The sequence below is a fragment of the Delftia sp. DLF01 genome, assembly GCF_014852125.1.
Taxonomy (GTDB): domain Bacteria; phylum Pseudomonadota; class Gammaproteobacteria; order Burkholderiales; family Burkholderiaceae_C; genus Comamonas; species Comamonas acidovorans.
Genome location: NZ_JACVAZ010000006.1, coordinates 50,049 through 74,106, shown reverse-complemented (window position 1 = coordinate 74,106; position 24,058 = coordinate 50,049). Strand labels below are relative to the sequence as shown.

General features: G+C 68.3%; 22 protein-coding genes. 13 read left to right on the top strand and 9 right to left on the bottom strand.

The window, feature by feature from the left end:
- The first annotated feature begins 302 nt into the window (after window positions 1-302).
- From IB269_RS26105 to IB269_RS26090, 4 genes are all read left to right on the top strand, one after another.
- A complete protein-coding gene (locus tag IB269_RS26105; protein ID WP_013800226.1) occupies window positions 303-1,061 on the top strand; it encodes a sulfite exporter TauE/SafE family protein in 759 nt (252 codons plus the stop codon).
- 243 nt (window positions 1,062-1,304) lie between these two features.
- Window positions 1,305-2,075: an ABC transporter substrate-binding protein gene (locus IB269_RS26100; protein WP_013800225.1), complete on the top strand. Its 771-nt coding sequence runs from the start codon at window positions 1,305-1,307 to the stop codon at window positions 2,073-2,075.
- 65 nt (window positions 2,076-2,140) lie between these two features.
- The gene (locus tag IB269_RS26095; protein WP_012202298.1) at window positions 2,141-2,923 is read left to right on the top strand and encodes an amino acid ABC transporter permease; all 783 of its coding nucleotides are present in this window, start codon (window positions 2,141-2,143) and stop codon (window positions 2,921-2,923) included.
- Window positions 2,920-3,678, top strand: a complete 759-nt coding sequence (locus IB269_RS26090) for an amino acid ABC transporter ATP-binding protein (protein ID WP_012202297.1) — start codon at window positions 2,920-2,922, stop codon at window positions 3,676-3,678. Before IB269_RS26095 ends, IB269_RS26090 begins: the two co-directional genes overlap by 4 nt.
- 68 nt (window positions 3,679-3,746) lie before the next feature.
- On the opposite strand, the gene mrdA is transcribed toward IB269_RS26090, so the two are convergent.
- From mrdA to IB269_RS26070, 4 genes are all read right to left on the bottom strand, one after another.
- Window positions 3,747-5,792 (bottom strand): penicillin-binding protein 2, encoded by a 2,046-nt coding sequence (gene mrdA / locus IB269_RS26085; protein ID WP_192368703.1) that lies wholly within the window; start codon window positions 5,790-5,792, stop codon window positions 3,747-3,749.
- A gap of 13 nt (window positions 5,793-5,805) precedes the next feature.
- Window positions 5,806-6,324 carry a rod shape-determining protein MreD gene (gene mreD / locus IB269_RS26080; protein WP_013800223.1) on the bottom strand — a complete coding sequence of 173 codons (519 nt, stop codon included), beginning with the start codon at window positions 6,322-6,324 and terminating at the stop codon, window positions 5,806-5,808.
- Window positions 6,321-7,394, bottom strand: coding sequence for a rod shape-determining protein MreC (gene mreC / locus IB269_RS26075; protein ID WP_043821860.1), 1,074 nt, complete (start codon window positions 7,392-7,394; stop codon window positions 6,321-6,323). The genes mreD and mreC overlap by 4 nt, the downstream gene beginning before the upstream one ends.
- Before the next feature lie 184 nt (window positions 7,395-7,578).
- On the bottom strand, window positions 7,579-8,622 hold the full coding sequence (locus IB269_RS26070) for a rod shape-determining protein (RefSeq protein WP_012202293.1): 1,044 nt from the start codon (window positions 8,620-8,622) through the stop codon (window positions 7,579-7,581).
- A 212-nt stretch (window positions 8,623-8,834) separates the two neighbouring features.
- Between IB269_RS26070 and gatC the strand changes: the two genes are divergently transcribed.
- From gatC to gatB, 3 genes are read left to right on the top strand one after another with little or no spacing between them, the layout of a single operon-like run.
- Entirely contained in the window at window positions 8,835-9,134 is a 300-nt protein-coding gene (gatC, locus tag IB269_RS26065; protein ID WP_012202292.1) for an Asp-tRNA(Asn)/Glu-tRNA(Gln) amidotransferase subunit GatC, read from the top strand.
- 52 nt (window positions 9,135-9,186) lie between these two features.
- Window positions 9,187-10,683, top strand: a complete 1,497-nt coding sequence (gene gatA, locus IB269_RS26060; RefSeq protein ID WP_192368702.1) for an Asp-tRNA(Asn)/Glu-tRNA(Gln) amidotransferase subunit GatA — start codon at window positions 9,187-9,189, stop codon at window positions 10,681-10,683.
- A 6-nt stretch (window positions 10,684-10,689) separates the two neighbouring features.
- Complete coding sequence (gene gatB / locus IB269_RS26055) at window positions 10,690-12,135, top strand: Asp-tRNA(Asn)/Glu-tRNA(Gln) amidotransferase subunit GatB (protein WP_043821864.1); 1,446 nt, start codon at window positions 10,690-10,692, stop codon at window positions 12,133-12,135.
- Between the two features lie 43 nt (window positions 12,136-12,178).
- On the opposite strand, the gene IB269_RS26050 is transcribed toward gatB, so the two are convergent.
- Window positions 12,179-13,150 carry a tripartite tricarboxylate transporter substrate binding protein gene (locus IB269_RS26050; protein ID WP_192368701.1) on the bottom strand — a complete coding sequence of 324 codons (972 nt, stop codon included), beginning with the start codon at window positions 13,148-13,150 and terminating at the stop codon, window positions 12,179-12,181.
- A 127-nt stretch (window positions 13,151-13,277) separates the two neighbouring features.
- On the opposite strand from IB269_RS26050, the gene IB269_RS26045 reads away from it, so the two are divergent.
- The gene (locus IB269_RS26045) at window positions 13,278-14,501 is read left to right on the top strand and encodes a serine hydrolase domain-containing protein (protein ID WP_192368700.1); all 1,224 of its coding nucleotides are present in this window, start codon (window positions 13,278-13,280) and stop codon (window positions 14,499-14,501) included.
- A gap of 161 nt (window positions 14,502-14,662) precedes the next feature.
- On the top strand, window positions 14,663-15,799 hold the full coding sequence (locus IB269_RS26040) for an HPP family protein (protein ID WP_318652183.1): 1,137 nt from the start codon (window positions 14,663-14,665) through the stop codon (window positions 15,797-15,799).
- Window positions 15,800-15,863: 64 nt separating this feature from the next.
- Here IB269_RS26040 and serA read toward each other — a convergent pair whose 3' ends face one another.
- The gene (gene serA / locus IB269_RS26035; protein ID WP_012202286.1) at window positions 15,864-17,093 is read right to left on the bottom strand and encodes a phosphoglycerate dehydrogenase; all 1,230 of its coding nucleotides are present in this window, start codon (window positions 17,091-17,093) and stop codon (window positions 15,864-15,866) included.
- A gap of 358 nt (window positions 17,094-17,451) precedes the next feature.
- Between serA and IB269_RS26030 the strand changes: the two genes are divergently transcribed.
- The 4 genes from IB269_RS26030 (at window position 17,452) to IB269_RS26015 (ending at window position 19,817) form a co-directional block, all read left to right on the top strand.
- Window positions 17,452-18,414, top strand: coding sequence for a hypothetical protein (locus IB269_RS26030; RefSeq protein ID WP_192368698.1), 963 nt, complete (start codon window positions 17,452-17,454; stop codon window positions 18,412-18,414).
- 49 nt (window positions 18,415-18,463) lie between these two features.
- The gene (locus IB269_RS26025; RefSeq protein WP_013800216.1) at window positions 18,464-19,027 is read left to right on the top strand and encodes a nitroreductase family protein; all 564 of its coding nucleotides are present in this window, start codon (window positions 18,464-18,466) and stop codon (window positions 19,025-19,027) included.
- Window positions 19,028-19,150: 123 nt separating this feature from the next.
- Entirely contained in the window at window positions 19,151-19,387 is a 237-nt protein-coding gene (locus tag IB269_RS26020) for a hypothetical protein (RefSeq protein WP_013800215.1), read from the top strand.
- Window positions 19,388-19,463: 76 nt separating this feature from the next.
- Entirely contained in the window at window positions 19,464-19,817 is a 354-nt protein-coding gene (locus IB269_RS26015; RefSeq protein WP_043821873.1) for a hypothetical protein, read from the top strand.
- 31 nt (window positions 19,818-19,848) lie between these two features.
- On the opposite strand, the gene IB269_RS26010 is transcribed toward IB269_RS26015, so the two are convergent.
- The 3 genes from IB269_RS26010 to pyrE form a co-directional block, all read right to left on the bottom strand.
- Window positions 19,849-22,461: a membrane-bound PQQ-dependent dehydrogenase, glucose/quinate/shikimate family gene (locus IB269_RS26010; protein ID WP_192368697.1), complete on the bottom strand. Its 2,613-nt coding sequence runs from the start codon at window positions 22,459-22,461 to the stop codon at window positions 19,849-19,851.
- Between the two features lie 211 nt (window positions 22,462-22,672).
- The gene (locus tag IB269_RS26005) at window positions 22,673-23,341 is read right to left on the bottom strand and encodes a DUF4124 domain-containing protein (protein ID WP_097204544.1); all 669 of its coding nucleotides are present in this window, start codon (window positions 23,339-23,341) and stop codon (window positions 22,673-22,675) included.
- 7 nt (window positions 23,342-23,348) lie between these two features.
- A complete protein-coding gene (pyrE, locus tag IB269_RS26000) occupies window positions 23,349-24,050 on the bottom strand; it encodes an orotate phosphoribosyltransferase (protein ID WP_088166584.1) in 702 nt (233 codons plus the stop codon).
- Window positions 24,051-24,058 lie beyond the last annotated feature (8 nt).

Here is a 24,058-nt window from a genome sequence, read left to right as displayed (position 1 = left end):
CCTGGCGTCAAAGCCGCGGCGCCCGGTGTTCACGGCCCTTTGCTGGTGCAATCCCGCACTTTTGCGGTAACTGCGGGAAATCCCCGATGCACCACCCAGGTGCGACCATTAAAGTCCACCCACTCTCGCGGCACCACAGTGCTGCACAAGAGGGGCCGAGGAGACAACTCGTACACAACCAGATCAACATTCATAAATAGCATCCCAAGATGCATTTCCCAGAGCGCCGGCAAGTCCGGCGCTTTTTTTATGCCTGCGGCCGGCCTGCTGCGGCACCTGGGCGGTGCGACAATCGCCGCCCTATGGAATGGATCATCGTCTCGCTGGCCTCGATGCTGGCCGGCTTCGTGGACGCCATCGTGGGCGGCGGGGGCCTCATCTTGCTGCCCGCGCTGTTCGCCACCTTCCCCACCGCACCGCCCGCCACGCTGCTGGGCACCAACAAAAGCGCCTCGGTCTGGGGCACGGCCATGTCCACCTGGCAGTACGGCCGCAAGGTGCAGTTGCCCTGGCGCGCGATGATGCCGGCGGCCTGCGTGGGCATGGCGGGCTCCTTTGCGGGCGCCTGGGCCGTCACGCAGATCTCCCCCGATTTCCTGCGCCGGCTGCTGCCGCTGGTGCTGCTGGGCGTGCTGGTCTACACGTTGGCGCGCAAGGACATGGGCCGCCACCACACGCCGCACTATTCGGGCCGCGCCGAGACGCTGATCGCCTGCGCCATCGGCCTGGTGATTGGCTTCTACGACGGTTTCTTCGGCCCCGGCACGGGCAGCTTCTTCGTGTTCCTGTTCGTGCGGCTGATGGGCTATGACTTCCTGAATGCGTCGGCCTCGGCCAAGCTGCTGAACATGGCCACCAACCTGGCTGCGCTGGCGCTGTTCGCGCTCAAGGGCCATATCTGGTGGCACCTGGCCGTGCCCATGGCGGTGGCCAATGTGCTGGGCGCCATGCTGGGCACGCACATGGCCCTGCGCCATGGAACGGGCTTTGTGCGCGGCATTTTCATCGGCGTGGTGAGCCTGCTGATCCTCAAGACCGGCTACGACGCCTTCATCGCCTGAGCACGGGCCAGCGGCGTTCGCAACACCTGCCATCGGCGTTGGCGACGGCAACCTTCTATAATTGCCGACTTTTCGCCTTGAGCTGCGGCGGCTGGTGCATGTCGCACCCCTGCCAGCGGCCGTACCCGACCAGCCGCAAAAAACCGGCCCCGCCGTCCATGGCCCATGCACTGATGCGTGCCTTGGCGCTTTCTTCATGCTGCGGCGCCGGGGTCAGGTCTTGAGCGACAGCCCAGGAGTTCCATGAAACGCTTTACCGTCATCGCCGCCGCCGCGCTGGCCCTGTGGACCGCCGCCGGCGTTCAGGCCCGCCCCTTCGACGCCATCCAGAAGGAAGGCACGCTTCGCCTGGCCACCGAGGGCTACTACGCGCCCTTCGCCCATTTCGAGGGCAAGCAGCTGACCGGCTTCGAAGTCGAGCTGGCCCAGATGATGGCCGCCAAGATGGGCGTGAAGTACGAGTGGAAGACCATCAGCTTCGACGCCCTGCTCACCGGCCTGCAGCAGGACCGCTGGGATCTGGTGATCTCCTCGCACGGCATCACGCCCGAGCGCGAGAAGGCCGTGACCTTCACCCAGCCCCACTACTGCTCTGGCGCCATCGTGATGTCGCTGGACCCGGCCATCCGCTCGGCCAAGGACCTGGCGGGCAAGACGGTGTCGGTGCAGACCGGCACCACCTATATGCAGTACATGGAGAAGAACCTGCCCGGCATCAAGCGCCTGGTCAACTTTCCCACCAACGAGGCCGCTCGCAATGCGCTGCTGTCCAAGCGGGTGGACGCCTGGGTGACTGAACGCTTCATCGCCAAGGAACTGCAGCAAAAGAACCCCAATGCCCAGCTCAAGCAGGGCGAGTTGCTGCTGGTCGAGCGCATTGCCGCCGCCGTGGCCAAGGACAACAAGTCGCTGGCCGATGCCTGGAACAAGGCCTTCAAGGAAGCCCTGGCCGACGGCAGCTACGCCAAGCTGTCGCAGAAATACTTCCACGAAGACATCCGCTGCCCTGACTGAGGCCCCGGGCAGATCTGCCCGACCGGCGCCCACTTGCAGGGCGCCTTTTTGTTTCTAGCCCACCTATGCTTACCGTCCTCTGGCCCGCCCACTGGAGCCGCTCGCAGCGCAGCAACGCCACCCTGGTCACGGCCCTGCTGCTGATGGTGCTCGTGGTTTCGCTGCTGGGGCAGTTGCTGTCCCTGCTGCCCGAGCCCATAGGCTCCAATGCCGACACCTTCGCCGAAGGCGCGCGCACCACGCTGTACCTGACGCTGGTCAGCGGCGCCGCCGGCCTGGTGCTGGGCATCGCCGCCGCGCTGGCGCGCACCTCGCGCACGGCCGCCCTGCGCTGGGCCGCGGGCTTTTATGTCTGGGCGATCCGCGGCACGCCGCTGCTGGTGCAGATCCTGTTCATCTACTTCGCGCTGCCGGTGCTGATCCCGGGCCTGAACCTGCCCGACTTCGCAGCCGCCTGCATTGCACTGGCGCTGAACGTGGGCGCCTACAACGCCGAAGCCGTGCGCGCCGGCCTGCAGGCCGTGCCGCGCGGCCAGGCCGAGGCCGCACGCGCCCTGGGCCTGCCGCGCATCTGCGTCTTCATGGACGTGGTGTTCCCGCAGGCCTTCAAGATCTCGCTGCCGCCGCTGGTGAGCAACTTCGTGGCACTGCTCAAGGATTCGTCGCTGGCGTACGCCATCGGCGTGGTGGAGCTGACCAATGTGGGCAACCGCATCCAGTCGGCCACCTTCCAGCCCGTGGAGACCCTGGTCACCGTGGGCGTGACCTACCTGGTGCTGACCACGCTGGTGACCCAGGTCACGGCTGCCGTGGAGTACCGCTTCGACGTGGAGGGCCGCCACAAATGAGCGCCGACAAGCTGGCACGGGGCATGCCCTACATCGTGGCCGAGAAGGTCACCAAGTCCTTCGGCAGCCACCAGGTGCTCAAGGGCGTTTCCACGCAGTTCTGCACGGGCGAGGTGACGGTGATCATCGGCGCCTCGGGCTCGGGCAAGTCCACGCTGCTGCGCGCCATCAACCGGCTGGAGCCGCATGATGGCGGGCGCATCACCATCGATGGCGTCGAAGTCACCGACAACGAAGCCACGCTGCAAAAGCAGCGCTGCGAAGTGGGCATGGTGTTCCAGCAGTTCAACCTGTTCGGCCACATGACGGTGCTGGACAACGTGACCCTGGCGCCGCGCCGCATCCACAAAACGCCGCGCGCCCAGGCCAATGCCAAGGCCATGGCCCTGCTGGAGCGCGTGGGCATGCAGGCCCATGCCCACAAGTACCCGTGGCAGCTGTCGGGCGGCCAGCAGCAGCGCGTGGCCATTGCCCGCGCCCTGGCCATGGAGCCGCAGGTGATGCTGTTCGACGAGCCCACCAGCGCGCTGGACCCGGAGATGGTGCAGGAAGTGCTGGACGTGATGCGCGAGCTGGCACGCGGCGGCATGACCATGATCGTGGTCACCCACGAAATGGGCTTCGCCCGCGAGGTCGCCGACCGCGTGATGTTCTTCGACCAGGGCTGCATCGCCCACGAGGCCCCACCGGCCGAGTTCTTCGGCAACCCGGCCAGCGAGCGGATCGCGGCGTTCATCGGACGCATGGGGCATTGAGGCCTGGGCCTGCGCACGCAGGCTGCTCAAGAAGACAAAGAGCCGGCAATGCCGGCTCTTTTGCTTTCTCAATCCTCCAGCTCGCCAGCAGACGGCGGCGGCAGCGCGGCAGCGCGGTTGGATGCCACGGGCACTGATGCCTCGGGCGGCTCGTAGCGCGGCAGGCCGGGCAGGTTCACGGTTTCTGCGTCCAGCGTGATTTCGGAGACGCGGCGCGGGGCGCCTATGGGCACGCCGGCCTGGCCCTTGCGCATGGCGGCCATGTCCTCCAGGCTGGGGTAGCGGCCCAGCAGCCAGTAGTCGAACACGCGGCGTGCCAGCGGCGCGGCGGCGGCGGCGCCAAAGCCGGCGTTCTCCACGATGACGGCGACGGCGATGGTGGGGTTGTCGGCCGGCGCGTAGGCGATGTACAGCGAGTGGTCGCGCTGGAACTCGGACAGGCGCGAGGCGTTGTACTTCTCGTTCTGGCGCACGCCCACGGCCTGGGCCGTGCCGGTCTTGCCGGTGGAGGTGTAGGGCGCGTTGCCGAAGATGCCGCGCGAGGTGCCCTCCACCGTCACGGCGGCCACGGCGGCGCGCACGGCTTCCACGTTCTCGGGCTTGTAGCCCATGCTGGTGCCGGGGTCCTTGTTGATGGCCGAGAACTGCTGCGTCACGGCATCGACACGTCCCACGGCCAGGTGGGGCCGGTGCTTGACGCCCTTGGCCGCCAGCGTGGACATGGCGTTGGCCAGCTGCAGGATGGTGAAGTTGTTGTAGCCCTGGCCGATGCCCAGCGAGATGGTCTCGCCCGCGTACCACTTCTTCTGCTCGGGCCGCTTGTAGGTGTTGCGCTTCCACTCGGTGCTGGGCAGCACGCCGCGCGCCTCGCCGCGCACGTCGATGCCGGTGATCTGGCCGAAGCCCAGCGGCTTCATGTAGTCGTGGATCATGTCCACGCCCATGTCGTTGGCCAGCATGTAGTAGTACACGTTGGACGACTTGATGATGGAGCGGCGCAGGTTGGTCGGCCCGTTGGGGTGGCCCGAGCGGAAGGTGTGGCCGCCGAAGGTCCAGCTGCCGTTGTCCATGATGGTGGTGTCGGGGCGGCGCTTGCCCGACTCCAGCGCGGCAATCGCCATGAAGGGCTTGTAGGTGGAGCCTGGCGGATAGGTGCCCCGCAGCGCGCGGTTGAGCAGCGGGCGGTTGATGGATTCGTTGAGCGCGGCCCAGCTTTCCTGGTCGATGCCATCGACGAAGAGATTCAGGTCGAAGGTCGGGCGGCTGACCATGGCCAGCAGCTCGCCGCTGCGCGGATCGATGGCCACCAGGGCGCCACGGCGGTCGCCGTACAGCTCCTCCACCATGCGCTGCAGCTTGATGTCCAGCGACAGCACCAGGCTGTCGCCGGGCGTGGCGGGGCGGCTGCCGAGCTTGCGCACGGCATGGCCGCCGGCCGAGGTTTCCATCTCTTCCCAGCCGGTCTGGCCGTGCAGGTCGGTTTCGTAGCTCTGCTCCACGCCCAGCTTGCCGATGACGTCGGTGCCCCGGTAGTTGGCGGCGTCGTCGGAGTCTTCCAGTGCTTCCTTCTCGCGCTGGTTGATGCGGCCTATGTAGCCGATGACGTGGCTGGCCGTTTCCTGCATGGGGTAGGTGCGGAACAGCCGCGCCTTGATGTCCACGCCCGGGAAGCGGTAGCGCTGCGCGGCGAAGCGCGCGACCTCGTCATCGGTCAGGCGCGTGCGGATGGGCAGGGAGTCGAAGCTGCGGGAATCATCCACCAGGCGCTTGAACTTGCGCCGGTCGCGCGGCGTGATCTCGACGATCTCGGCCAGGCCGTCGATGGTCTCTTCAAGGTTGCCCGCGCGCGAGGGCATGATCTCCAGCGTATAGGCCGAGTAGTTGGTGGCCAGCACCACGCCGTTGCGGTCCAGGATCTGGCCCCGGTTGGGCACGATGGGCACCACGGCCGTGCGATTGCTTTCGGCGCGCTCGGCCAGCTCCTCATGGCGCTGCACCTGCAGCACCAGCAAGCGAGCCACCACCAGCCCGAAGGCCAGCAGCACCACCACGCTCATCACCCATGCGCGCAGCCTGAATCGCTGCAGCTCGGCTTCTGTATTGCGGATTTCCATCACGCGTCAAGCCTCACAGGGGACGGTTCTCGTCACTGTCCGGCGGGCGGCGCTGCGGCGCCAGCAGCAGGCCGCTGACCAGGGGCCACAGCAGGGCCTCGATCAAGGGAGCCACCACTACCAGCGGGCCGGGCACGATGCCGCCGGCCACCATGCGCAGCAGCACCTGCAGGCCGTGCACGACGGCGAACAGGGGCAGCAGGTGCAGCGCCTGCACGGGCGTGGAGAACCAGGACAGGCGCCGGCCCATGGCGCCGGCCGCGAACACCAGCAGCGCATAGGCCAGAGCATGCTGGCCCAGCAGGGAGGAGCGGTCCACATCCATGCACAGGCCCAGCAAAAAGGCCACGCCCATGCCCACGCGCTGGGGCTGGTTCAGCGCCCAGAAGGCCAGCAGCACCATCAGCAGGTCGGGCTGCCAGGCCTGGCGGCCCAGCGGCAGCATGTTGAGTGCCAGCGCCGCCAGCAGGCTGACGACGATGAACAGGGGGTTGACCGGCAGCAGCAGTTGCTGGCCGCGCGGCATGATCATGCGGGCTCCTTCCTGGCGGAGGCGGGTGCGGCGGGAGCAGCGGGTGCGGCAGGCGTGGCCGGCGCATCTGTCTTGCCGGCCTTGCCGCCGTCCTTGGAGGCTTCCTTGCCCTTGCCGTCCTTGGCCTTGTCTTTTTCCTTGCCCTTGTCTTTTTCCTTGCCCTTGCCGGCGCGCAGGGGTTCTGCGGCGCCTTCCGCCTCGGGGTGGGTGGCGCGGTCCAGCGGCTTGAGCACCACCACGTGGCGCACGCCCTGCACGCGGCCCACGGGCTCGCAGTAGATGCGCGAGAAGGCCGAGTCGGCGCGGCGCTCCACCGAGACCACCTTGGCCACGGGCAGGCCCGGCGGGTACAGGCCATCGACGCCGCTGGTGGTCAGCAGGTCGCCTTCCTGGACATCGGCATTGCTGGGCATGAAGCGCAGCTCGATGCCGCCAGTGCGCAGCGGCGACGGATCGCCATAGGCCACGCTGCGCGCGCCGGTGCGCGGGTTGAAGACGGGAATGGCCTGGTCGCGGTCGATGAGCAGGGTGACTTCGGCACGCAGCGGATACACGCGCGTGACCTGGCCGACCACGCCCTTTTCATCGAGCACGGGCGAGCCCTGGTCGATGCCATCCACCTGGCCGCGGTCGATGACCACGCGGCGCGTATAGAGGTCGGGGCTGTCGTAGACCACCTCGGCAGCGGTGCCGGGCGTGGTGAGGCGATCGCGCAGCTGCAGCAGCTCGCGCAGGTGGTCGTTTTCCTGGATCAGCTCGTCGGCCAGCGATGCACGCTGGGCCATGGCCACCAGTTCCTTGCGCGCGGCCTGTTCGCGGGCCTGGGCATCGTCCAGCGAGCCCAGGTAGCGGCTGGCGTCGTGCACGGCCTGCACCGGCTTGAGCATCACCCATTGCACGGGGTACAGCACGGTGGCCACGGCCACGCGCACGGGATCGGTGATCCTGAAACGCGCATCGGCCACCATCAGAAACAGCGCCAGGGCGCTGTACAGGGCCAGTTGCGAGACCCGCGAGGGCCGCCGCTTGAACAGCGAGGGCGCCGAGTGGTCCAGGGTATTGGGATTCATGCCGCCCTCCCGCGTGGCAGGGCCTGCCCTGCCGCACTTGCTGCAGCCTGGAAAGCACGGGCCGGTCCCGGTGCGAAGGAAGGCAGGGCAAGCATGCAGGTCACCACGGAAGGGGGAGAAAAATCGTTGCAGTCAGACGGCTGAGGCCCCGGGCCCGCGACAACGGGCCCCGGCCTGCGCCGCATCAGTCGCTGGTGAAGATGCTGCCCTGGCGGTCCATGGTCTCCAGCGCCATGCCGCAGCCGCGCACCACGCAGGTCAGCGGCTCTTCGGCCACCAGCACGGGCAGGCCGGTTTCTTCGGCCAGCAGGCGGTCCAGGTCACGCAGCAGCGCGCCGCCGCCGGTGAGCATCATGCCGCGCTCGGCAATGTCGGCGCCCAGCTCGGGCGGTGTCTGCTCCAGCGCGTTCTTGACGGCGCTGACGATCTGGTTGAGCGGATCGGTCAGGGCTTCCAGCACCTCGTTGGACGAGATGGTGAAGCTGCGCGGCACGCCTTCGGAGAGGTTGCGGCCCTTGACTTCCATCTCCTTGACTTCGGAGCCGGGGAAGGCCGAGCCGATGTTCTTCTTGATGGACTCGGCCGTGGGCTCGCCGATCAGCATGCCGTAGTTGCGGCGGATGTAGCTGATGATGGCTTCGTCGAACTTGTCGCCGCCCACGCGCACGGAGCCCTTGTAGACCATGCCGCCCAGCGAGATCACGCCGACTTCGGTGGTGCCGCCACCGATGTCCACCACCATCGAGCCCGAAGCCTCGGACACCGGCAGGCCGGCGCCGATGCCGGCAGCCATGGGTTCCTCGATCAGGTAGACGGAGGTGGCGCCTGCCGCCTCGGCCGCGTCCTTGATGGCGCGGCGCTCGACCTGGGTGGAGCCGCAGGGCACGCAGATGATGATGCGCGGGCTGGGCGTGAGCACCGAGCGCGGATGCACCATCTTGATGAACTGCTTGATCATCTGCTCCGTGATGACGAAGTCGGCAATCACGCCGTCCTTCATCGGGCGGATGGCCTCGATGTTGCCGGGCACCTTGCCCAGCATGGCCTTGGCCTCGCGGCCCACCGCCTGGATCACCTTCTTGCCGTGCGGCCCGCCTTCGTGGCGGATCGCGACAACGGAGGGTTCGTCCAGAACAATGCCCTTGTCGCGGGCGAAAATCAGGGTGTTGGCTGTGCCAAGATCAATGGCAAGGTCGGTGGAGAAATACCGACGGAAAGCTCCGAACATTACGAGAGTCCTCTCAGGCACGGCATGCTCGTCGGCCTGCCATCGCCGGGATGAAAGTTAGGGAGTCTGGATGGGGTTGGCTTTTCGCACAATGACCGGCTCGGAGAGGGTATTGCGGCAAAGCCGAGATAATACCGTATCCCCTGTGAATAACTTCTACTGCCGGGGCTTGAAATACGGGTTTACATCCCGTTGCCCCCTTCAAAAATCCTATGGCACTGAACGCACAAGACATCGCACGCATCGCGAACCTGGCACGACTTGAGCTCTCCTCCACCGAGAGTGAGCGCATGCTAGGCCAGCTCAATGATTTTTTCGGCATCGTGGAGAAGATGCAGGCTGTGGATACTTCAGGCGTCAGCCCGCTGTCACATCCGGTCGCCGCCATCCAGGACATTGCCCTGCGTCTTCGCGAGGACATTGCCAGCGAGCCCGACCAGCGCGACGCCAACCAGCGCAGCGCACCGGCCGTCGAGCGCGGCCTGTTCCTGGTCCCCAAGGTGATCGAGTAAGCGCCGCGCGCCCTCGTCACTGGCATCCGTCCCCGTTTTCCGCACCCCATACATGACCCAGCAAACCACTGATCTGCACACGCTCGGCGTGTCGGCCCTGTCGGCCCTGCTGCGCGAGCGCAAGCTCGGCGCCGTCGAAGCCGCCCAGCATTTCCTGGCCCGCGCCCAGGCGCACCAGAACCTGGGCGCCTTCGTCAGCATCGACGAAGAGGCCACCCTGGCCCAGGCCCGCGCTGCCGACGCCCTGATTGCCCAGGGCAAGGGCGGCCGCCTGGCTGGCGTGCCCATTGCGCACAAGGACATCTTCGTCACGCGCGACTTCCCGACCACGGCCTCCAGCAAGATGCTGGCCGGCTACCGCTCGCCCTTCGACGCCACCGTGGTGACGCGCCTGGCCGAGGCCGGCGCCGTGACGCTGGGCAAGCTCAACTGCGATGAATTCGCCATGGGCTCGGCCAACGAGAACTCGGCCATCGCGCCCGTGGGCTTCGACGCCCCCGCGCCCGTGCGCAACCCCTGGAACACGGACCGCGTGCCCGGCGGCTCCTCGGGCGGCTCGGCCGTGGCCGTGGCCGCCGGCCTGGCGCCCGCCGTCACCGGCACCGACACGGGCGGCTCCATCCGCCAGCCCGCATCGTTTTGCGGCATCACGGGCATCAAGCCCACCTATGGCCGCGCCAGCCGCTACGGCATGATCGCCTTCGCCTCCAGCCTGGACCAGGCCGGTCCCATGGGCAAGAGCGCCGAGGACTGCGCCCTGCTGCTGTCCGAGATGTGCGGCCCCGACCTGGACCGCGACTCCACCAGCCTGGACGTGCCCGCCGAGGACTTCACGACCCGCCTGAACGACGGCATCGAAGGCCTGCGCATCGGCATCCCCGCCGAGTTCTTCGGCGAAGGCCTGTCGGCCGACGTGCGCGCCGCCGTGGATGGCGCGCTCAAGGAATACGAGAAGCTGGGCGCCCGCCTGGTGCCCATCTCGCTGCCACGCACCGAGCTGTCGATTCCCGTGTATTACATCCTGGCCCCGGCCGAGGCATCGTCCAACCTGTCGCGCTTCGATGGCGTGAAGTTCGGCCACCGCGCCAAGAACTACACGGACCTGGTGGACATGTACAAGAAGACCCGTGCCGAAGGCTTCGGCGACGAGGTCAAGCGCCGCATCATGATCGGCGCCTATGTGCTGTCCGAGGGCTACTACGACGCCTACTACCTGCAGGCGCAGAAGATCCGCCGCATGATCGCCGACGACTTCCAGGCCGCCTTCCAGCAGTGCGACGTGATCGCCGGCCCCGCCGCGCCCACCGTGGCCTGGCAGCTGGGCGGAAAGAGCGACCCGCTGGCCAACTACCTGGCCGACATCTTCACGCTGCCCGCATCGCTGGCCGGCCTGCCCGGCATGAGCGTGCCCGCAGGCTTTGGCGAGGCCGGCATGCCCGTGGGCCTGCAGCTGATCGGCAACTACTTCAAGGAAGGCCAGCTGCTCAACGCCGCCCACCGCTTCCAGCAGGCCACCGACTTTCACCTTCAAGCTCCGAAGGGCATCTGAGACCCCATGACCGCGAAACTCATCCAGGGCTATGAAGTCGTCATCGGCTTCGAGACCCACGCCCAGCTGGCCACCCAGTCCAAGATCTTCAGCCGCGCCAGCACCGCCTTCGGCGCCGAGCCCAACACCCAGGCCTGCGCCGTGGACATGGCGCTGCCCGGCACGCTGCCGGTGATGAACAAAAAGGCCGTCGAGTGCGCCATCCGGCTCGGCCTGGCGCTGGGCTCGCACATTGCGCCGCGCAGCATCTTCGCGCGCAAGAACTACTTCTACCCCGACCTGCCCAAGGGCTACCAGATCTCGCAGTTCGAGATTCCCGTGGTCCAGGGCGGCGAAGTGTCCTTCTTCCTCGGCGACGAGAAGAAGACCATCCGCCTGGTGCGCGCCCACCTGGAGGAAGACGCCGGCAAGTCGCTGCACGAGGACTTCATCGGCCAGTCGGGCATCGATCTGAACCGCGCCGGCACGCCGCTGCTGGAGATCGTGACCGAACCCGACATCCGCAGCACGGAAGAAGCCGTGGCCTACGCCAAGACGCTGCACCAGATCGTGACCTGGATCGGCATCTGCGACGGCAACATGCAGGAAGGCAGCTTCCGCTGCGACGCCAACGTCTCCGTGCGCAAGCCCGGCCAGCCGCTGGGCACGCGCCGCGAGATCAAGAACCTGAACAGCTTCAAGAACATGCAGCTGGCCATCGACTACGAGATCCGCTGGCAGATCGAGGAAATCGAGGACGGCCGCCGCATCCAGCAGGCCACCGTGCTGTTCGACCCCGACACGGGCGAGACGCGCTCCATGCGCACCAAGGAAGACGCGGCCGACTACCGCTACTTCCCCGACCCGGACCTGCCGCCGCTGGTGGTCGCGCCCGAGTGGGTGGAACAGGTCAGGGCCGACATGCCCGAGCTGCCGCGCGCCATGGCCGCGCGCTTTGTCGAGCAGTACGCCCTGCCCGAGTACGACGCCACCACGCTGACGCAAAGCCAGGCCATGGCCGCCTACTTCGAGGATACGGCCCGGGCCTGCAATGCGCCCAAGCTGGCCAGCAACTGGATCATGGGCGAGATCTCGCGCCGCCTGAACACCGAGGAAATCGGCATGGAGGCCGCCAAGGTCTCCAGCGCCCAGCTGGCCGCGCTGATCAAACGCATCGGCGACGGCACCATCTCCAACAACGCCGCCAAGCAGGTCTTCGAGGCGCTGTGGAGCGGTGAAGGCAGCGATGTCGATGCCATCATCGAGGCCAAGGGCCTCAAGCAGATGAACGACACGGGCGCCATGGAGAAGATCATCGACGAGGTGATCGCCGCCAACCCGGCCAACGTGGAGCAGTACCGCGCAGGCAAGGATAAGGCCTTCAACGCCCTGGTCGGCCAGGTCATGAAGGCTTCCAAGGGCAAGGCCAACCCGGCGCAGGTCAACGAGCTGCTCAAGGCCAAGCTGGCCTGACCGGCCGCAGCGGGCGCCCCACGCGCTCCGGGGGGCGCCTGCCTCAATCCACCGAGGCGCCCGACTGGCGCACGGCCTGGCCCCACTGCGTGATCTCGGAGGCCACGAAGGCATCCATCTCGCGGGGCGTGGTGGGTGCGGCTTCCGAGCCACGGTCGCTGATGAACTTGCGCATGTCGGGGCTGCGCAGGATGGCCACGGCCTCGCGGTTGAGCCGGTCGATCACTTCCTGCGGCGTACCCTTGGGGGCCATCAGGCCCAGCCAGCCCACGGCCTCGAAGCCCCGGAACTCGGGCAGGCCCGATTCGGCAATGGCCGGCACCTCGGGCAGCTGGCTGGAGCGGGCGCTGGAGGTCACACCCAGCGGCACCGCCTTGCCCGCCTGGATATTGGGCAGGGCGGCCGTCACCGAATCCACCATCAGCGGCACCTGTCCGCCTACGAAGTCCGCCTGCGCGGGGCCGCTGCCCTTGTAGGGGATGTGCTCTATCTGTATCTTGGCGCGCGCCTTGACCATCTCGGCGCTCAGGTGCTGGGTGCCGCCGATGCCGGCGCTGGCGTAGTTCCAGCGGCCCGGCTCGGCACGCGCCTTGTCCACCAGATCTTTCATGGATTGGATGCCCGCACCCGGGTGCGCCAGGAACACCAGCGGCACCTTGGCGATCAGCGTGATGCCCACCAGGTCGGTGCGCGGGTCGAAATTCACCTTCTTGTACAGCGTCTGGTTCACGGCCATGGCGCTGCCGGCCACGAGCAGCGTGTAGCCGTCGGCCGGGCTGCGCACCACCTGCTCGCTGCCGATGTTGCTGCCGGCCCCGGCCTTGTTCTCCACCACCAGCGGCTGGCCCAGCTTCTGGGCGAGCTTTTCAGCCAGCGCGCGTGCAAAGATGTCCGTGGCCTGCCCGGGCGGGAAGGGCACGACCAGACGGATGGGCTTGTCGGGATAGGCGGCGCTGGCCGGCATGGCAAAGGCGGCGGCCGCGCAGGCTGCGGCGGCCAGAATGATCTGCTTCATGGTGTCGTTGTCTCCTGCGGGCCAGTTTAGCGGCGGCATGCCCGCTGCACCCGCACGCCGCTGTCCCGCAGCCAACAGCGCACCAGGCCATCTGCCGGAACAATCGGCGCACACCACAGGAGACTCCATGACCGCCAGCACCGACCGCCTGCACATCCCCGGCCTGCCCTGGGCCGACTCCCCTGAAACCGTGGGCCTGGGCAGCGCGCGCCTGACGCGCCTGTCGGCCCGGCTGCAGCGCGGCGTGGACACCGGCGAGATCCCGGGCGCCGTGGCCCTGGTGGCGCGGCGCGGCAAGCTGGCCTACCTGGAGAGCTTCGGCCTGCTGGACCCCGAGGCCGGCACGGCCATGCGGCCCGATGCCATCTTCCGCATCGCCTCCATGAGCAAGCCCATCACCTCGCTGGCCATCATGATGCTGGCCGAGCAGGGGCGGCTGTCCATCATCGAGCCTGTGGAGCAGTACCTGCCCGAGCTGGCCGCGCTGCGCGTGGGCCTGGAGCGCGCGCCGCTGGCACGCTCCATCACGCTGCAGGACCTGCTGCGCCACACCTCCGGCATTCCCTACGGATTCGCCGGCACCGAGCACCCCGTCAAGAAGATGTACCTGGATGCGGGCCTGTTCAGCGGCAAGTTCACCAATGCGCAGTTCATCACCAAGCTCGCGCAGCTGCCGCTGGTGGCCCAGCCCGGCGAGACCTGGGAATACGGCATGTCCACCGACGTGCTGGGCCGCGTGGTCGAGGTGGTCAGCGGCCAGACGCTGGCCGCCTTCGTGCGCGAGCACATCACCGGACCGCTGGGCATGGCCGACACGGGCTTTCATGCGCCCGACAGCGAGATTGCACGGGCCGCCCGGCCCCAGCCCGAAGGGCCGCAGAAACAGATGCCGCCCATCCCCCCGGTCACGCGCGCCATGATGTTCGAGTCGGGCGGCGGCGGCATGGTCTCGACCATGGCCGACTATGCGCGGCTGTGCCTGTTCTGGTGCAACGGCGGCACGCTGGACGGCGTGCGCCTGGTCTCTCGCAAGACCGTGGAGCTGATGACCACCAACCACCTGCCCGCCAGCGTGCGCATGGGGCCGGACATGGCGTATTTCGGCGCCCAGCTGCCCTCGCCCGAGGTGGGCCAGGGCTTCGGCCTGGGCTTTGCGGTGCGCACGGCGCCCGGCCTCAACCCGCTGCCGGGCAGCGTGGGCGACTTTTCATGGAGCGGCATCTACGGCACCTTCTTCTGGGTGGACCCGAAGGAGGATTTGTTCGCCATCCTCATGATGCAGTCCATGGCCCAGCGCATTCCCTACCGCTGGGTGATGCGCGAGGGCGTGTACCAGTCCGTGGTGGACTGAATCTTCCAGGTTTGCACCAAGGCAGTGCAAAGCCCATGCTGCCAGCAAGAGCGGCGTCCCTTCCTAAAATGACGCGCTTTTGCAGCACTGCCCCGGGGCCGCGCAGGCAAAGACAAAAAGACAACAAGGCCATGGGCTGGAACAGAAAAGCATGGGGGCCGGTGGTGCCACGCCCCGCGCCTGCGGACATGTGGCGCGTGGCCATGGGCTCCATCGTGGGCATGGGGCTGGCCACGGCCCTGGTCTGGCTGGCGCATGCGGGCACCTGGGATCTTCCCCTGCGCCTGTTCGCGCCGCTGGGCGCCACGGCCGTGCTGCTGTTCGCCGTGCCCACCAGCCCGCTGGCCCAGCCCTGGTCCTGCGTGGTGGGCAATACGGTGTCGGCGCTCTGGGCCCTGTTCGTGCTGCAGTGGTGCCCGCCCCAGTTGGCCCCTGCGCTGGCCGTGGGTGGCGCCATAGGCTGCATGCTGCTGACGCGCTCGCTGCACCCGCCAGGTGGCGCCATGGCCCTGCTGACGGTGCTCAACGCCAAGGCCTCGCTGGCCGCCGGCTGGATGCTGCCCTTCCTGCCCGTGGGCGCACTGACACTGGGGCTGGTCCTGGCGGCCACGGCGCTCCACCGCGCCACGGGCCGGCGCTATCCCCACCATGCCGACACGGCGCCCAAGGCCGCGCCCGCCGATGCGGCCCACCGCCATGCCTCGCGCCTGGGCCTGTCCCATGCCGATCTGGAGGCGCTGCTGCTGCGCTTCGGCCAGGAAAACAACCTGGAAGCCGATGACCTGGCCAAGCTGCTGGCCGCCGCCGAGGAAACCGCCATCGAGCACCGGCTGGGCGGCGTGCGCTGCGCCCAGCTGATGACGCGCGATCCCGTGAGCTGCTCCTTGGACGACGACGTGCACGCCGTGGCCGCACGCTTTCGCGCGCACCCGGCCAAGAGCCTGCCGGTGCTGGACGCCGATGGCGGCCTGGCCGGCACGGTCTCCCGTGCCGAGCTGTACGAGTGGCTGTGGATGAGCCCCGTGCGCCCGGCCGAATCGGCGGCAAAACCTTCTTTGTTGAACTGGCTGGGCCAGCGCCTGCCCGGCAAGACCCGGGCCGCGCCCCGCCTGTCGGAGCTGCCCCAGCTGGTTCATGCGCCTGAACTCAGCGTGGACGAAGACACGCCCGTGGGCCAGTTGCTGGACGCCCTGGCCCGGCACAGCGTGCCCTGCATTCCCGTGATGCGCGAAGGCCGGCTGACCGGCCTGATCACGCGCACGGATCTGATGCGGCTGCTGCTGCAGCCGGGCAGATAGGGCGACCCGGCAATGCGCCAGTTTCAGGAAGTGCGCCCAAGCGCAGCTTCCTGAAACCTGGCCATCAGAACAGCACGCGGCAGCGGATGGTGCCCGGAACCTGGGTCAGCTTTTCCACGGCCAGGCCCGAGGACTGGGCCGCCAGGTCGATCACCACATAGCCCACCTTCTCGTCGGTGCGCAGGTACTGGCCGGCGATGTTGATGCCGTTCTCGGCAAACACCTGGTTGATGGCCGACAGCACGCCGGGCTGGTTGTGGTGCACGTGCAGGATGCGGTTCTGGCCGGGGTGGGCGGGCAGGGCCACTTCGGGGAAGTTCACCGCCGAGGTGGTGGTGCCGTTGTCGCTGTACTTGACCAGCTTCTCGGCCACTTCCAGGCCGATGTTGGCCTGGGCTTCCATGGTGGAGCCGCCCACGTGCGGGGTCAGGATGACGTTGTCCAGGCCGCGCAGGGGCGAGACGAATTCATCCTTGTTGCTGCGCGGCTCGGTGGGGAACACATCGATGGCGGCGCCCAGCAGCTTGCCGGCCTTCAGGGCCTCGGCCAGCGGCTCGATTTCCACCACGGTGCCGCGCGAGGCATTGATCAGGATGGCGCCGGGCTTCATGGCCGCGATTTCCTTGGCGCCGATCATCCACTGGGTGGAGGGCAGCTCGGGCACGTGCAGGGTGACGATGTCGCTGCCGGCCAGCAGATCGGCCAGCGATGCGGCCTGGCGCGCATTGCCCAGCGGCAGCTTGGTGGACACGTCATGGAAGAGCACCTGCATGCCCACCGACTCGGCCATCACCGACAGCTGGGTGCCGATGGAGCCGTAGCCCACGATGCCCAGCGTCTTGCCGCGGATTTCGTAGGAATTCTCGGCGCTCTTGAGCCAGCCGCCGCGGTGGGCGGAGGCGTTCTTGGCAGGCACGCCGCGCAGCAGCAGGATGGCTTCGGCCAGCACCAGCTCGGCCACCGAGCGCGTGTTGGAGTAAGGCGCGTTGAAGACCACCACGCCGCGCTCGCGCGCCGCGTCCAGGTCCACCTGGTTGGTGCCGATGCAAAAGCAGCCCACGGCCACGAGCTTTTGCGCGGCGGCAAACACGTCGGCCGTCAGCTGCGTGCGCGAACGGATGCCGACGAAGTGCACGTCGGCGATCTTGCGCTTGAGCTCCTCGCCTTCCAGCGCGCCCGTCACGGTCTCCACATTGGTGTAGCCCGCATTGCGCAGCACTTCGAGTGCGGAAGGATGGATGCCTTCGAGCAGCAGGAACTTGATCTTCGATTTATCCAGCGACGTTTTGGTCATGGGCGAGCCCTCTCTAGTCAGTCAGAAATCAGAGCGAGCATTACAGCGGATTCGGGAAGCCGCTACAGCCGGTAGGCCCAAAGCCTGCGCGCCCGCAAGCGGGAGAACCATGCGCCCTGCGGCCATGAACGCCCGGCCATCCGGCAGGCGCCCATTGCAGGACGGCGCATGCCACGGGAGCACATGCACACTTCGAGATTGGCGCGAAATGTAAAACATTGAGAACCGGTGCGCCCGTGCGCGGCAGCCTTCCTAGAATTCGCGCGTCTGTGTCCGGCGCTTTCAAATCAATAGCAACAGAACAGGCCTGCGGGCGGGCCGGACGCGCCCTTGTTTTACGAACCAACCGAGGATTCCGATGATTACAAACATGCTGCGCAGGATCGAGGACCTGCTGGTGCAGGTGGTGCGCGTGCTGCTGCTGGTGTTCTCCCTGCTCGTGCTGGTGGGCATGGCACTGTGGACCTGGGAGAGCTTCAGGCCCGGCAAGGCCGAGGCACCCCAGGCCGTGGCCCAGGAATTGAACTGGAAGGACGCCAGGCCCGACCTGCAGTTCGTCGTGGACGAAACCAGCCGCGACCTGGGCGCGGGCGGCGGCGAACCCGCCATGGAAAAGCGCCTGGCCGATCCGGCGCTGCGCCCCGCCTTCCAGAAGGCCGACGCCCTGGTGCGCGCCTACGTGAACAAGGATCCCGCGCGGCGCGAGCGCACCGAGCGGGACAACCAGGCCCGGGGCCTGGCGCCGCTGCACCCGCTGCTGCAAGGCGACGCCCTGCCGTCCGAGGCCGATGTGCAGCGCCGCATCCAGGAGCGCGGGCAGCGCGAAGGCGATGCCGGGGCCGTGGATGCGGCGGCCGACGCAGCGACTGCCGCAGCCGCCTCCACCGACGAGGAAGACGGCTGGATGGTCGAGCCCGTGGATACCGCCGCCGCCATCCATGAGCGCGCCCAGGCCGCCGAGCTGGAACATGGCAAGGGCGCTTATGCGGCCTACGTGCAGGGCCTGCCCGCCGCGCTGGAGCAGGTCTTCGGCAATGCCGCCCTGGAGCCGCGGCTGCAGGCGCAGACGGCCCAGCAGATCCTGTCCACGGTGCTGCTGAACTACACGCTGTCCCTGGACAATGCGGCGCGCGCGCTGCGCGGCGAGGACAGCCACGGCAGCAGCTCCTGGAAGGAGCGCTTCGGCGCCGTGGAGACGGCCTTCTGGAGCATGCTGATGTCATTCCTCGTGCTGGTGGTGATGGTGCTGGTCTTCATCCGCATGGAGCGCCACCTGCGCGTGATCAGCCAGCAGCATGGCCAGGCACCGCGCCAGCCCTGAGGCCTTGCGCTATCGTTGCCGCTTTCCTTTCTGCTTGCCGCCTATCCGCATGACACGCAACACCACCACCCCCATCCATCCGCAATTCCTGGGCCGCATGTCGCCGCGCGCCTTCAGGCCGGAGGCACTGAGCCAGGCCCAGATCGAGCAACTGGCCGATGCCGCGCGCTGGGCGCCTTCGGCCAGCAACAAGCAGCCCTGGCACTTTGCCTATGCGCTGCGCGGCGATGCGAACTGGCAGGCCTTCAGCACCATTCCCAACGAATTCAACCGCCGCTGGTGCCTGGAGGCGGGCGCGCTGATCGTGCTGATGTCCGACCGCCAGGCCTCGCCCGGCAAGCACAGCTTCGACGCGGGCTGCGCCTGGGGCTACCTGGCGCTGGAAGCCCATGCCATGGGCCTGGCCACGCACGCCATGGGCGGCTTCTCGGCCGACGCCGCACGCGAGGTGCTGCGCCTGCCCGAGCACCTGGAGCCCGAGGTGGTGATCGCGGTGGGCTGGCGCGGCGATGCGGCCACCCTGCCCGACGATCTGCGCGAGCGCGAGGTGCCCTCGCCCCGCAAGCCGCTGGCCGAAGTGCTGAGCGCCGGCCCCGTGGCCACGGGCGGCTGACGACGGGGTTCCAAGTCCTACGCCGCTTTGCGGGGATGCCCCGGATGGCCTGCCCAGGCCCCGGGGCTACACTGGTCCACAGGCCTGCGGCGCAGCAGGCGTCCATGACCCCAAGGAGTTGCCATGACCCCATCCACCAGCCCCAATCTCGACAAGCTGCGCAACATCGTCCAGAAGTTCGGCGCCAGCTCCTTCACCACGGACCAGGTGGCCAGCGAATACGACGACGCCCCGGCCACGGCGGAAAGCACCGAGCAATTCGACGCCCTGCTGCAGCGCCACGCGGCCGTGCTGGGCATCCATGCCGTGCCCGGAAGCGGCGGCCAGGGCCACGGCGCCACCGTCTGGCAGCCGGCCTGAGCGCGCAGGCGGCGCAAAGCACGGCGCCGCTACACTCGCTGCGGCCGGCACGGTGCCGGCGCGCAGTTTCCTTTTGATGTCCTCACTCTCTCCCCATACCTGGCTGCAGCTGTCCGTGGCAGCCAGTGCCTTGCTGGTGCTCGCCTCCATCGGCTGGGTCTGGCACGGCACGCGCGCCCTGCCCGCGGATTCGCGCGATGGCCGCAGCGCCCGGCGCATGGCGGCCCTGTTCGCCCTGGGGGTGCTGGCCTGGCTGGCCTACGGCCTGTACACGGGCTATGCCGCGCTGTGGAAGGCGGACGCGCTGATGCTGTTCGCCCAGCAAGGCGCGCTGCTGCGCCTGCCGTTTCTGATCGGCGGACTGGCTTGGGTGGCCGCGCTGCTGGTCACGCGCGTGCTGCGCATGCTGGGCCGGGCCGGATCGGCATGACCCGGCGCAGACCCCCACAGCGCTGAGCGCTTCAGGGCGCCGCCACCTCCTTGGGCAGCACATAGGCGCGCACGCTGTCCCCGGCCTTGGTGCCGGTCGAACCATGCCCACCCGCCACCACCACCAGGTACTGGCGCTGGTCCGTGCCCAGGTAGGTCATGGGCGTGGCCTGGCCGCCTGCGGGCAGGCGGTCCTGCCAGAGCTGGCGGCCGCTGTCCACGTCATAGGCGCGCACATAGTTGTCCAGTGCCCCCGAGTAGAAGGCCACGCCGCCCGCGGTCATCACCGGGCCGCCAATGCCGGGCACGCCCATGCGAAAGCCCAGCGGCAGCGGGCTCAGGTCACGCGGCGTGCCGTTGCGGCGCTGCCAGACGATCTGGCCCGTGCGCAGGTCGGCACCCGCCACAAAGCCCCAGGGCGGCGCCTGGCAGGGAATGCCCAGCGGCGAGACAAAGGGCTTGAGCCGCACCGCAAACGGTGCGCCGAAGTTTTCGTTGAGCGCGGGCAGGCCGTCCTTGGGCGGGCCGCCATCCTGCACCAGCAGCGAGGTATCGTCCGCACGCGGCACCAGGGTGGAGACGAAAGCCAGCCGCGTGGGCGTGGCAAACACCACCTGCCGGCGCGGGTCCACGGCCACGCCGCCCCAGTTGAAGACGCCGAAGTTGCCCGGATAGATCAGCGAGCCCTGCTCCGAGGGCGGCGTGAAGCGTCCCTCGTAGCGCAGGCGGCGAAAGGCCAGCCGGCACCACAGTTGCTCGAAGGGGCTGGCGCCCCACATGTCGCGCTCGGTCAGGGCCGGGGGGTTGAAGCTCAGCTGCGAATGCGGCTGCGTGGGCGCCGTGCGGTCGCCGCGTGCCGCGCCCTGCGGCGCAGCCACCTCGGTGACGGGCAGCAGCGGCTGGCCCGTGCGCCGGTCCAGCACGAACAGCTCGCCCTGCTTGGTGGGCTGCACCAGGGCGGGCACGCTGTGGCCGCCGATCTCCAGGTCGATCAGGCTGGGCTGCGAGGGCACGTCGTAGTCCCAGAGATCGTGGTGCACGGTCTGGAACACCCAGCGCACGGCGCCCGTGGCAATGTCCAGCGCCACCACCGAGGACGAATACTGCTCGGCCTCGGCGCTGCGCCGCCCGCCCCATTGGTCGGGCGGCGCATTGCCCATGGGCACGAAGACGAGGCCCAGCGTCTCGTCCACGCTGGAGATGGACCAGCTGTTGGGCGAGCTGGGCACATAGGTCTGCCCGGGGGGCAGCGGCGTGCTGTTGCCTGGCCGCCCCGGGTCCCAGGCCCACAGCAGCGCGCCCGAGCGGATGTCGAACGCACGGATCACGCCCGAAGGCTCGCGCGTGGAATGGTTGTCCAGCACCGTGCCGCCCACGATGATGCGGTCGCGCACCACCACCACCGGCGAGGTCGAGTAGTACGAGCCCGGCTTGCGCTCGGGCATGCCCTGCCAGAGGTCGATCTGGCCCTGCCCGCCCGCCACATTGCTGCAGGTCTGGCCATCTGCGGGATTGAGCGCGACCACCTTGCCGTCGGCCGTGGCCATGAACAGCTTGGCGGTGCAGCGGCCGTCATCGCCAGGGGCTGCAGAAGCAGAAGCCGAAGCCGTGGATGCGGCGGTGGGTGCAGGCATGGCCTGCGCGCCGGACTTCCTTGCAGCCGGCGCCACCGCCGAATGCGTCTGCCCTGCCGCCGCGTCGAACTGCGCGGCCGCCTGCGCCGACTGGTAGGACAGGCCCCGGCAGGTCAGATGCTGCAGCGCCAGCCCCTTGGGCATGGTCAGGTCGCGCCGCCACAGCTGCTTGCCCGTGGTGGCATCGAGCGCAATCACCGACTGGTGGGGCGTGCACAGGAACAGGCGCTCGCCGATCTTCAGCGGCGTGACCTCGAACGTGGTTTCTTCGGGATCGCCGGGTTTGCCGCGCACATCGCCCGTGCGGAACTCCCAGGCCAATTGCAGCAGCCGCACGTTGTGCGGGCCGATCTGGCGCAGCGGCGAATAGCGCTGGCCCGCTCCGGTGCGGCCATAGGCGTGCCATTCGCCATCGGGCACGGCATCTGTGGCATCGCCCTGCAGCACCGGCGGGCTGCGCAGGCCACCGGCATCGGAGGCCACCATGGACATGTTCTGCACGGCCGTGACCTGGCCGTCGGCCGGCAGGTCCGACGCGGCGGCGGCCGCGCCCGCAAACTGGCCCTGAGTTTCATGGGCATCGCGCTGGCGCCCGAATGACAGGCCCGCAAGAATGGCCGTGCCCAGCACCACCAGCGCCAGCGCCGCATGGGCTGGTGCCAGGCCCCGGTTCTGGCCCATGTCGGGCTCATGGCGCAGCGCACGCACCGACCAGGGCAGCACCAGCAGCAGGCCCATCAACCAGGGCACCCCCAGGCGCCCCGCCAGCGGCCACCAGTCCAGCCCTATCTCCCAGACCGCCCACAGCGCGGTGCCCAGCAGCCACAGCGCAAACAGCCACAGCGCCATGGCCGACCGGCGCGCCACGCCCAGGCCCACGGCCAACAGCAGCACACCTGCCACCACGTAGTAGCCGCTGCCCCCGGCCCACAGCAGCTGCGCGCCTCCCCAGGCCAGCCAGGCACCGGCGGCCCACAGCCACAGCACCGTCAACCATCGCCATGCCGTCATGCATGCTCCCTTCTCGCGGCGGCCCGGCACCTGTGGCTGCAGCGCACACCAGCAGCCAGGCCCTGAGGGCCCGGGAAAATCCGTGGCCGGGAATGTAGTGACAGCCTAGACCGCCGCAATGGCAGCGCTTGCAGGACGAATCCGATTCACGCGCACCGGGCGTGCGGCAGGCCGTTCGCGCCAGACGGGAAAGACAGGGGGCAAGGGCCGTTCAGCGGCCCGTGGGAGCCGCAGCGGCGGCGGCCGCGCTCCACAGCGCACGCAGCGGCACGAGCTCGGCATCGAAGCGCTGGTTGATGCGGCTTTTTTCCTGCTCCTGCTGCTGGATGAAGCGCTGCTGCTCTTCCTGGCTGCTGCGGTTTTCATCGAGCTGGCGGCGCAGGGAGGCGGGGGCCTTGGACGGGTCCTTGCGGTAGAACTCCATCTCGCCATCGATCTTGACGCGCTGGGCCTGCAGCTCCTGTATGCGCTGGCGCGCCAGGTTGGCGACCTGGTCGGTCTGCGACAGGGCCTCGGCGCGTTCGGCGTCGTGCGCGGCCTGGTTGGGATAGCGCGCAATCAGGGCGCGCTCGCGCGAGCGCTCCTCGCGCACACGGCGCTGTTCGGCCTGCTCGCGGCGGCGCTGGGCATCGAGCTCGGCGCGCTCGTTGTCGGTCAGCGTGGGGCCGACGCGGCGCAGCTCCACACCGGAGCTGCCCAGCACACGCTGGTCGCGGTCCACGCATTCGGCAATCGGGCGGTCTGCCGTCAGGCGCCGGCCCTTGGCGTCGGTACATGCATAGATGCCGGCCGGCACGCCGGCATCCAGGGCGCAGGCAGGGCCAACAGTGGCACCAGCCAGGGCGCACCACAGGAACCGTGCATGCAACGCCTTGTTCATCAAACCCTTATCCCTTGTCGTTGACTCCGTAACGCTGGCGGTAGGCCAGCACGCGCTCATGGTGGCCGCTGCCTTCGCTGCCACCTTGAATCTCAAGATAAAGCAATAAGTCTGCCAGTTTTGCAATAGTGCAGACCTGCATGCCCAGCTGGTTGCGCACGTACTGCACGGCGCTGTGGGGCACGTCCTGGCCATTCTCGGTGGCCATTTCCTGGCGGTCCAGCGCGATCGCCACGGCATGTGGCGTGGCGCCTGCGGCGCGGATGATGGCGATGGACTCGCGCGCTGCCGTGCCGGCGCTCATCACGTCGTCCACGATCAGCACGCGGCCCTTGAGGGGCGCGCCCACCAGGGTGCCGCCCTCGCCGTGGTCCTTGGCTTCCTTGCGGTTGTACGCAAAGGGCTTGTTCAGGCCCATGCGGGCCAGCTCCACGGCCACGGTGGCGGCCAGCGGGATGCCCTTGTAGGCGGGGCCGAAGATCATGTCGAACTCGATGCCGCTGGCTGCGATGGCTTTTGCATAGAATTCGGCGAGACGGCCCATCTTGCCGCCGTCATCGAACAGGCCGGCATTGAAGAAGTACGGGCTCATGCGCCCGGCCTTGGTCTTGAACTCGCCGAAACGCAGCACCCCTGCGTCAACGGCGAATTGCACAAATTCCTGCGCCAGACGGCCTGTGTCATCGGCCTGCAGATTACTCACCACCATGGATTCAT

What these genes read in the sequence shown, in the direction of transcription:
- IB269_RS26105 (WP_013800226.1), top strand. Translation starts at nt 303, where the DNA reads ATGGAATGGATCATCGTCTCGCTGGCCTCGATGCTGGCCGGCTTCGTG.
- IB269_RS26100 (WP_013800225.1), top strand. Translation starts at nt 1,305, where the DNA reads ATGAAACGCTTTACCGTCATCGCCGCCGCCGCGCTGGCCCTGTGGACC.
- IB269_RS26095 (WP_012202298.1), top strand. Translation starts at nt 2,141, where the DNA reads ATGCTTACCGTCCTCTGGCCCGCCCACTGGAGCCGCTCGCAGCGCAGC.
- IB269_RS26090 (WP_012202297.1), top strand. Translation starts at nt 2,920, where the DNA reads ATGAGCGCCGACAAGCTGGCACGGGGCATGCCCTACATCGTGGCCGAG.
- mrdA (WP_192368703.1), bottom strand. Translation starts at nt 5,792, where the DNA reads ATGGAAATCCGCAATACAGAAGCCGAGCTGCAGCGATTCAGGCTGCGC.
- mreD (WP_013800223.1), bottom strand. Translation starts at nt 6,324, where the DNA reads ATGATCATGCCGCGCGGCCAGCAACTGCTGCTGCCGGTCAACCCCCTG.
- mreC (WP_043821860.1), bottom strand. Translation starts at nt 7,394, where the DNA reads ATGAATCCCAATACCCTGGACCACTCGGCGCCCTCGCTGTTCAAGCGG.
- IB269_RS26070 (WP_012202293.1), bottom strand. Translation starts at nt 8,622, where the DNA reads ATGTTCGGAGCTTTCCGTCGGTATTTCTCCACCGACCTTGCCATTGAT.
- gatC (WP_012202292.1), top strand. Translation starts at nt 8,835, where the DNA reads ATGGCACTGAACGCACAAGACATCGCACGCATCGCGAACCTGGCACGA.
- gatA (WP_192368702.1), top strand. Translation starts at nt 9,187, where the DNA reads ATGACCCAGCAAACCACTGATCTGCACACGCTCGGCGTGTCGGCCCTG.
- gatB (WP_043821864.1), top strand. Translation starts at nt 10,690, where the DNA reads ATGACCGCGAAACTCATCCAGGGCTATGAAGTCGTCATCGGCTTCGAG.
- IB269_RS26050 (WP_192368701.1), bottom strand. Translation starts at nt 13,150, where the DNA reads ATGAAGCAGATCATTCTGGCCGCCGCAGCCTGCGCGGCCGCCGCCTTT.
- IB269_RS26045 (WP_192368700.1), top strand. Translation starts at nt 13,278, where the DNA reads ATGACCGCCAGCACCGACCGCCTGCACATCCCCGGCCTGCCCTGGGCC.
- serA (WP_012202286.1), bottom strand. Translation starts at nt 17,093, where the DNA reads ATGACCAAAACGTCGCTGGATAAATCGAAGATCAAGTTCCTGCTGCTC.
- IB269_RS26030 (WP_192368698.1), top strand. Translation starts at nt 17,452, where the DNA reads ATGATTACAAACATGCTGCGCAGGATCGAGGACCTGCTGGTGCAGGTG.
- IB269_RS26025 (WP_013800216.1), top strand. Translation starts at nt 18,464, where the DNA reads ATGACACGCAACACCACCACCCCCATCCATCCGCAATTCCTGGGCCGC.
- IB269_RS26020 (WP_013800215.1), top strand. Translation starts at nt 19,151, where the DNA reads ATGACCCCATCCACCAGCCCCAATCTCGACAAGCTGCGCAACATCGTC.
- IB269_RS26015 (WP_043821873.1), top strand. Translation starts at nt 19,464, where the DNA reads ATGTCCTCACTCTCTCCCCATACCTGGCTGCAGCTGTCCGTGGCAGCC.
- IB269_RS26010 (WP_192368697.1), bottom strand. Translation starts at nt 22,461, where the DNA reads ATGACGGCATGGCGATGGTTGACGGTGCTGTGGCTGTGGGCCGCCGGT.
- IB269_RS26005 (WP_097204544.1), bottom strand. Translation starts at nt 23,341, where the DNA reads ATGAACAAGGCGTTGCATGCACGGTTCCTGTGGTGCGCCCTGGCTGGT.
- pyrE (WP_088166584.1), bottom strand. Translation starts at nt 24,050, where the DNA reads ATGGTGGTGAGTAATCTGCAGGCCGATGACACAGGCCGTCTGGCGCAG.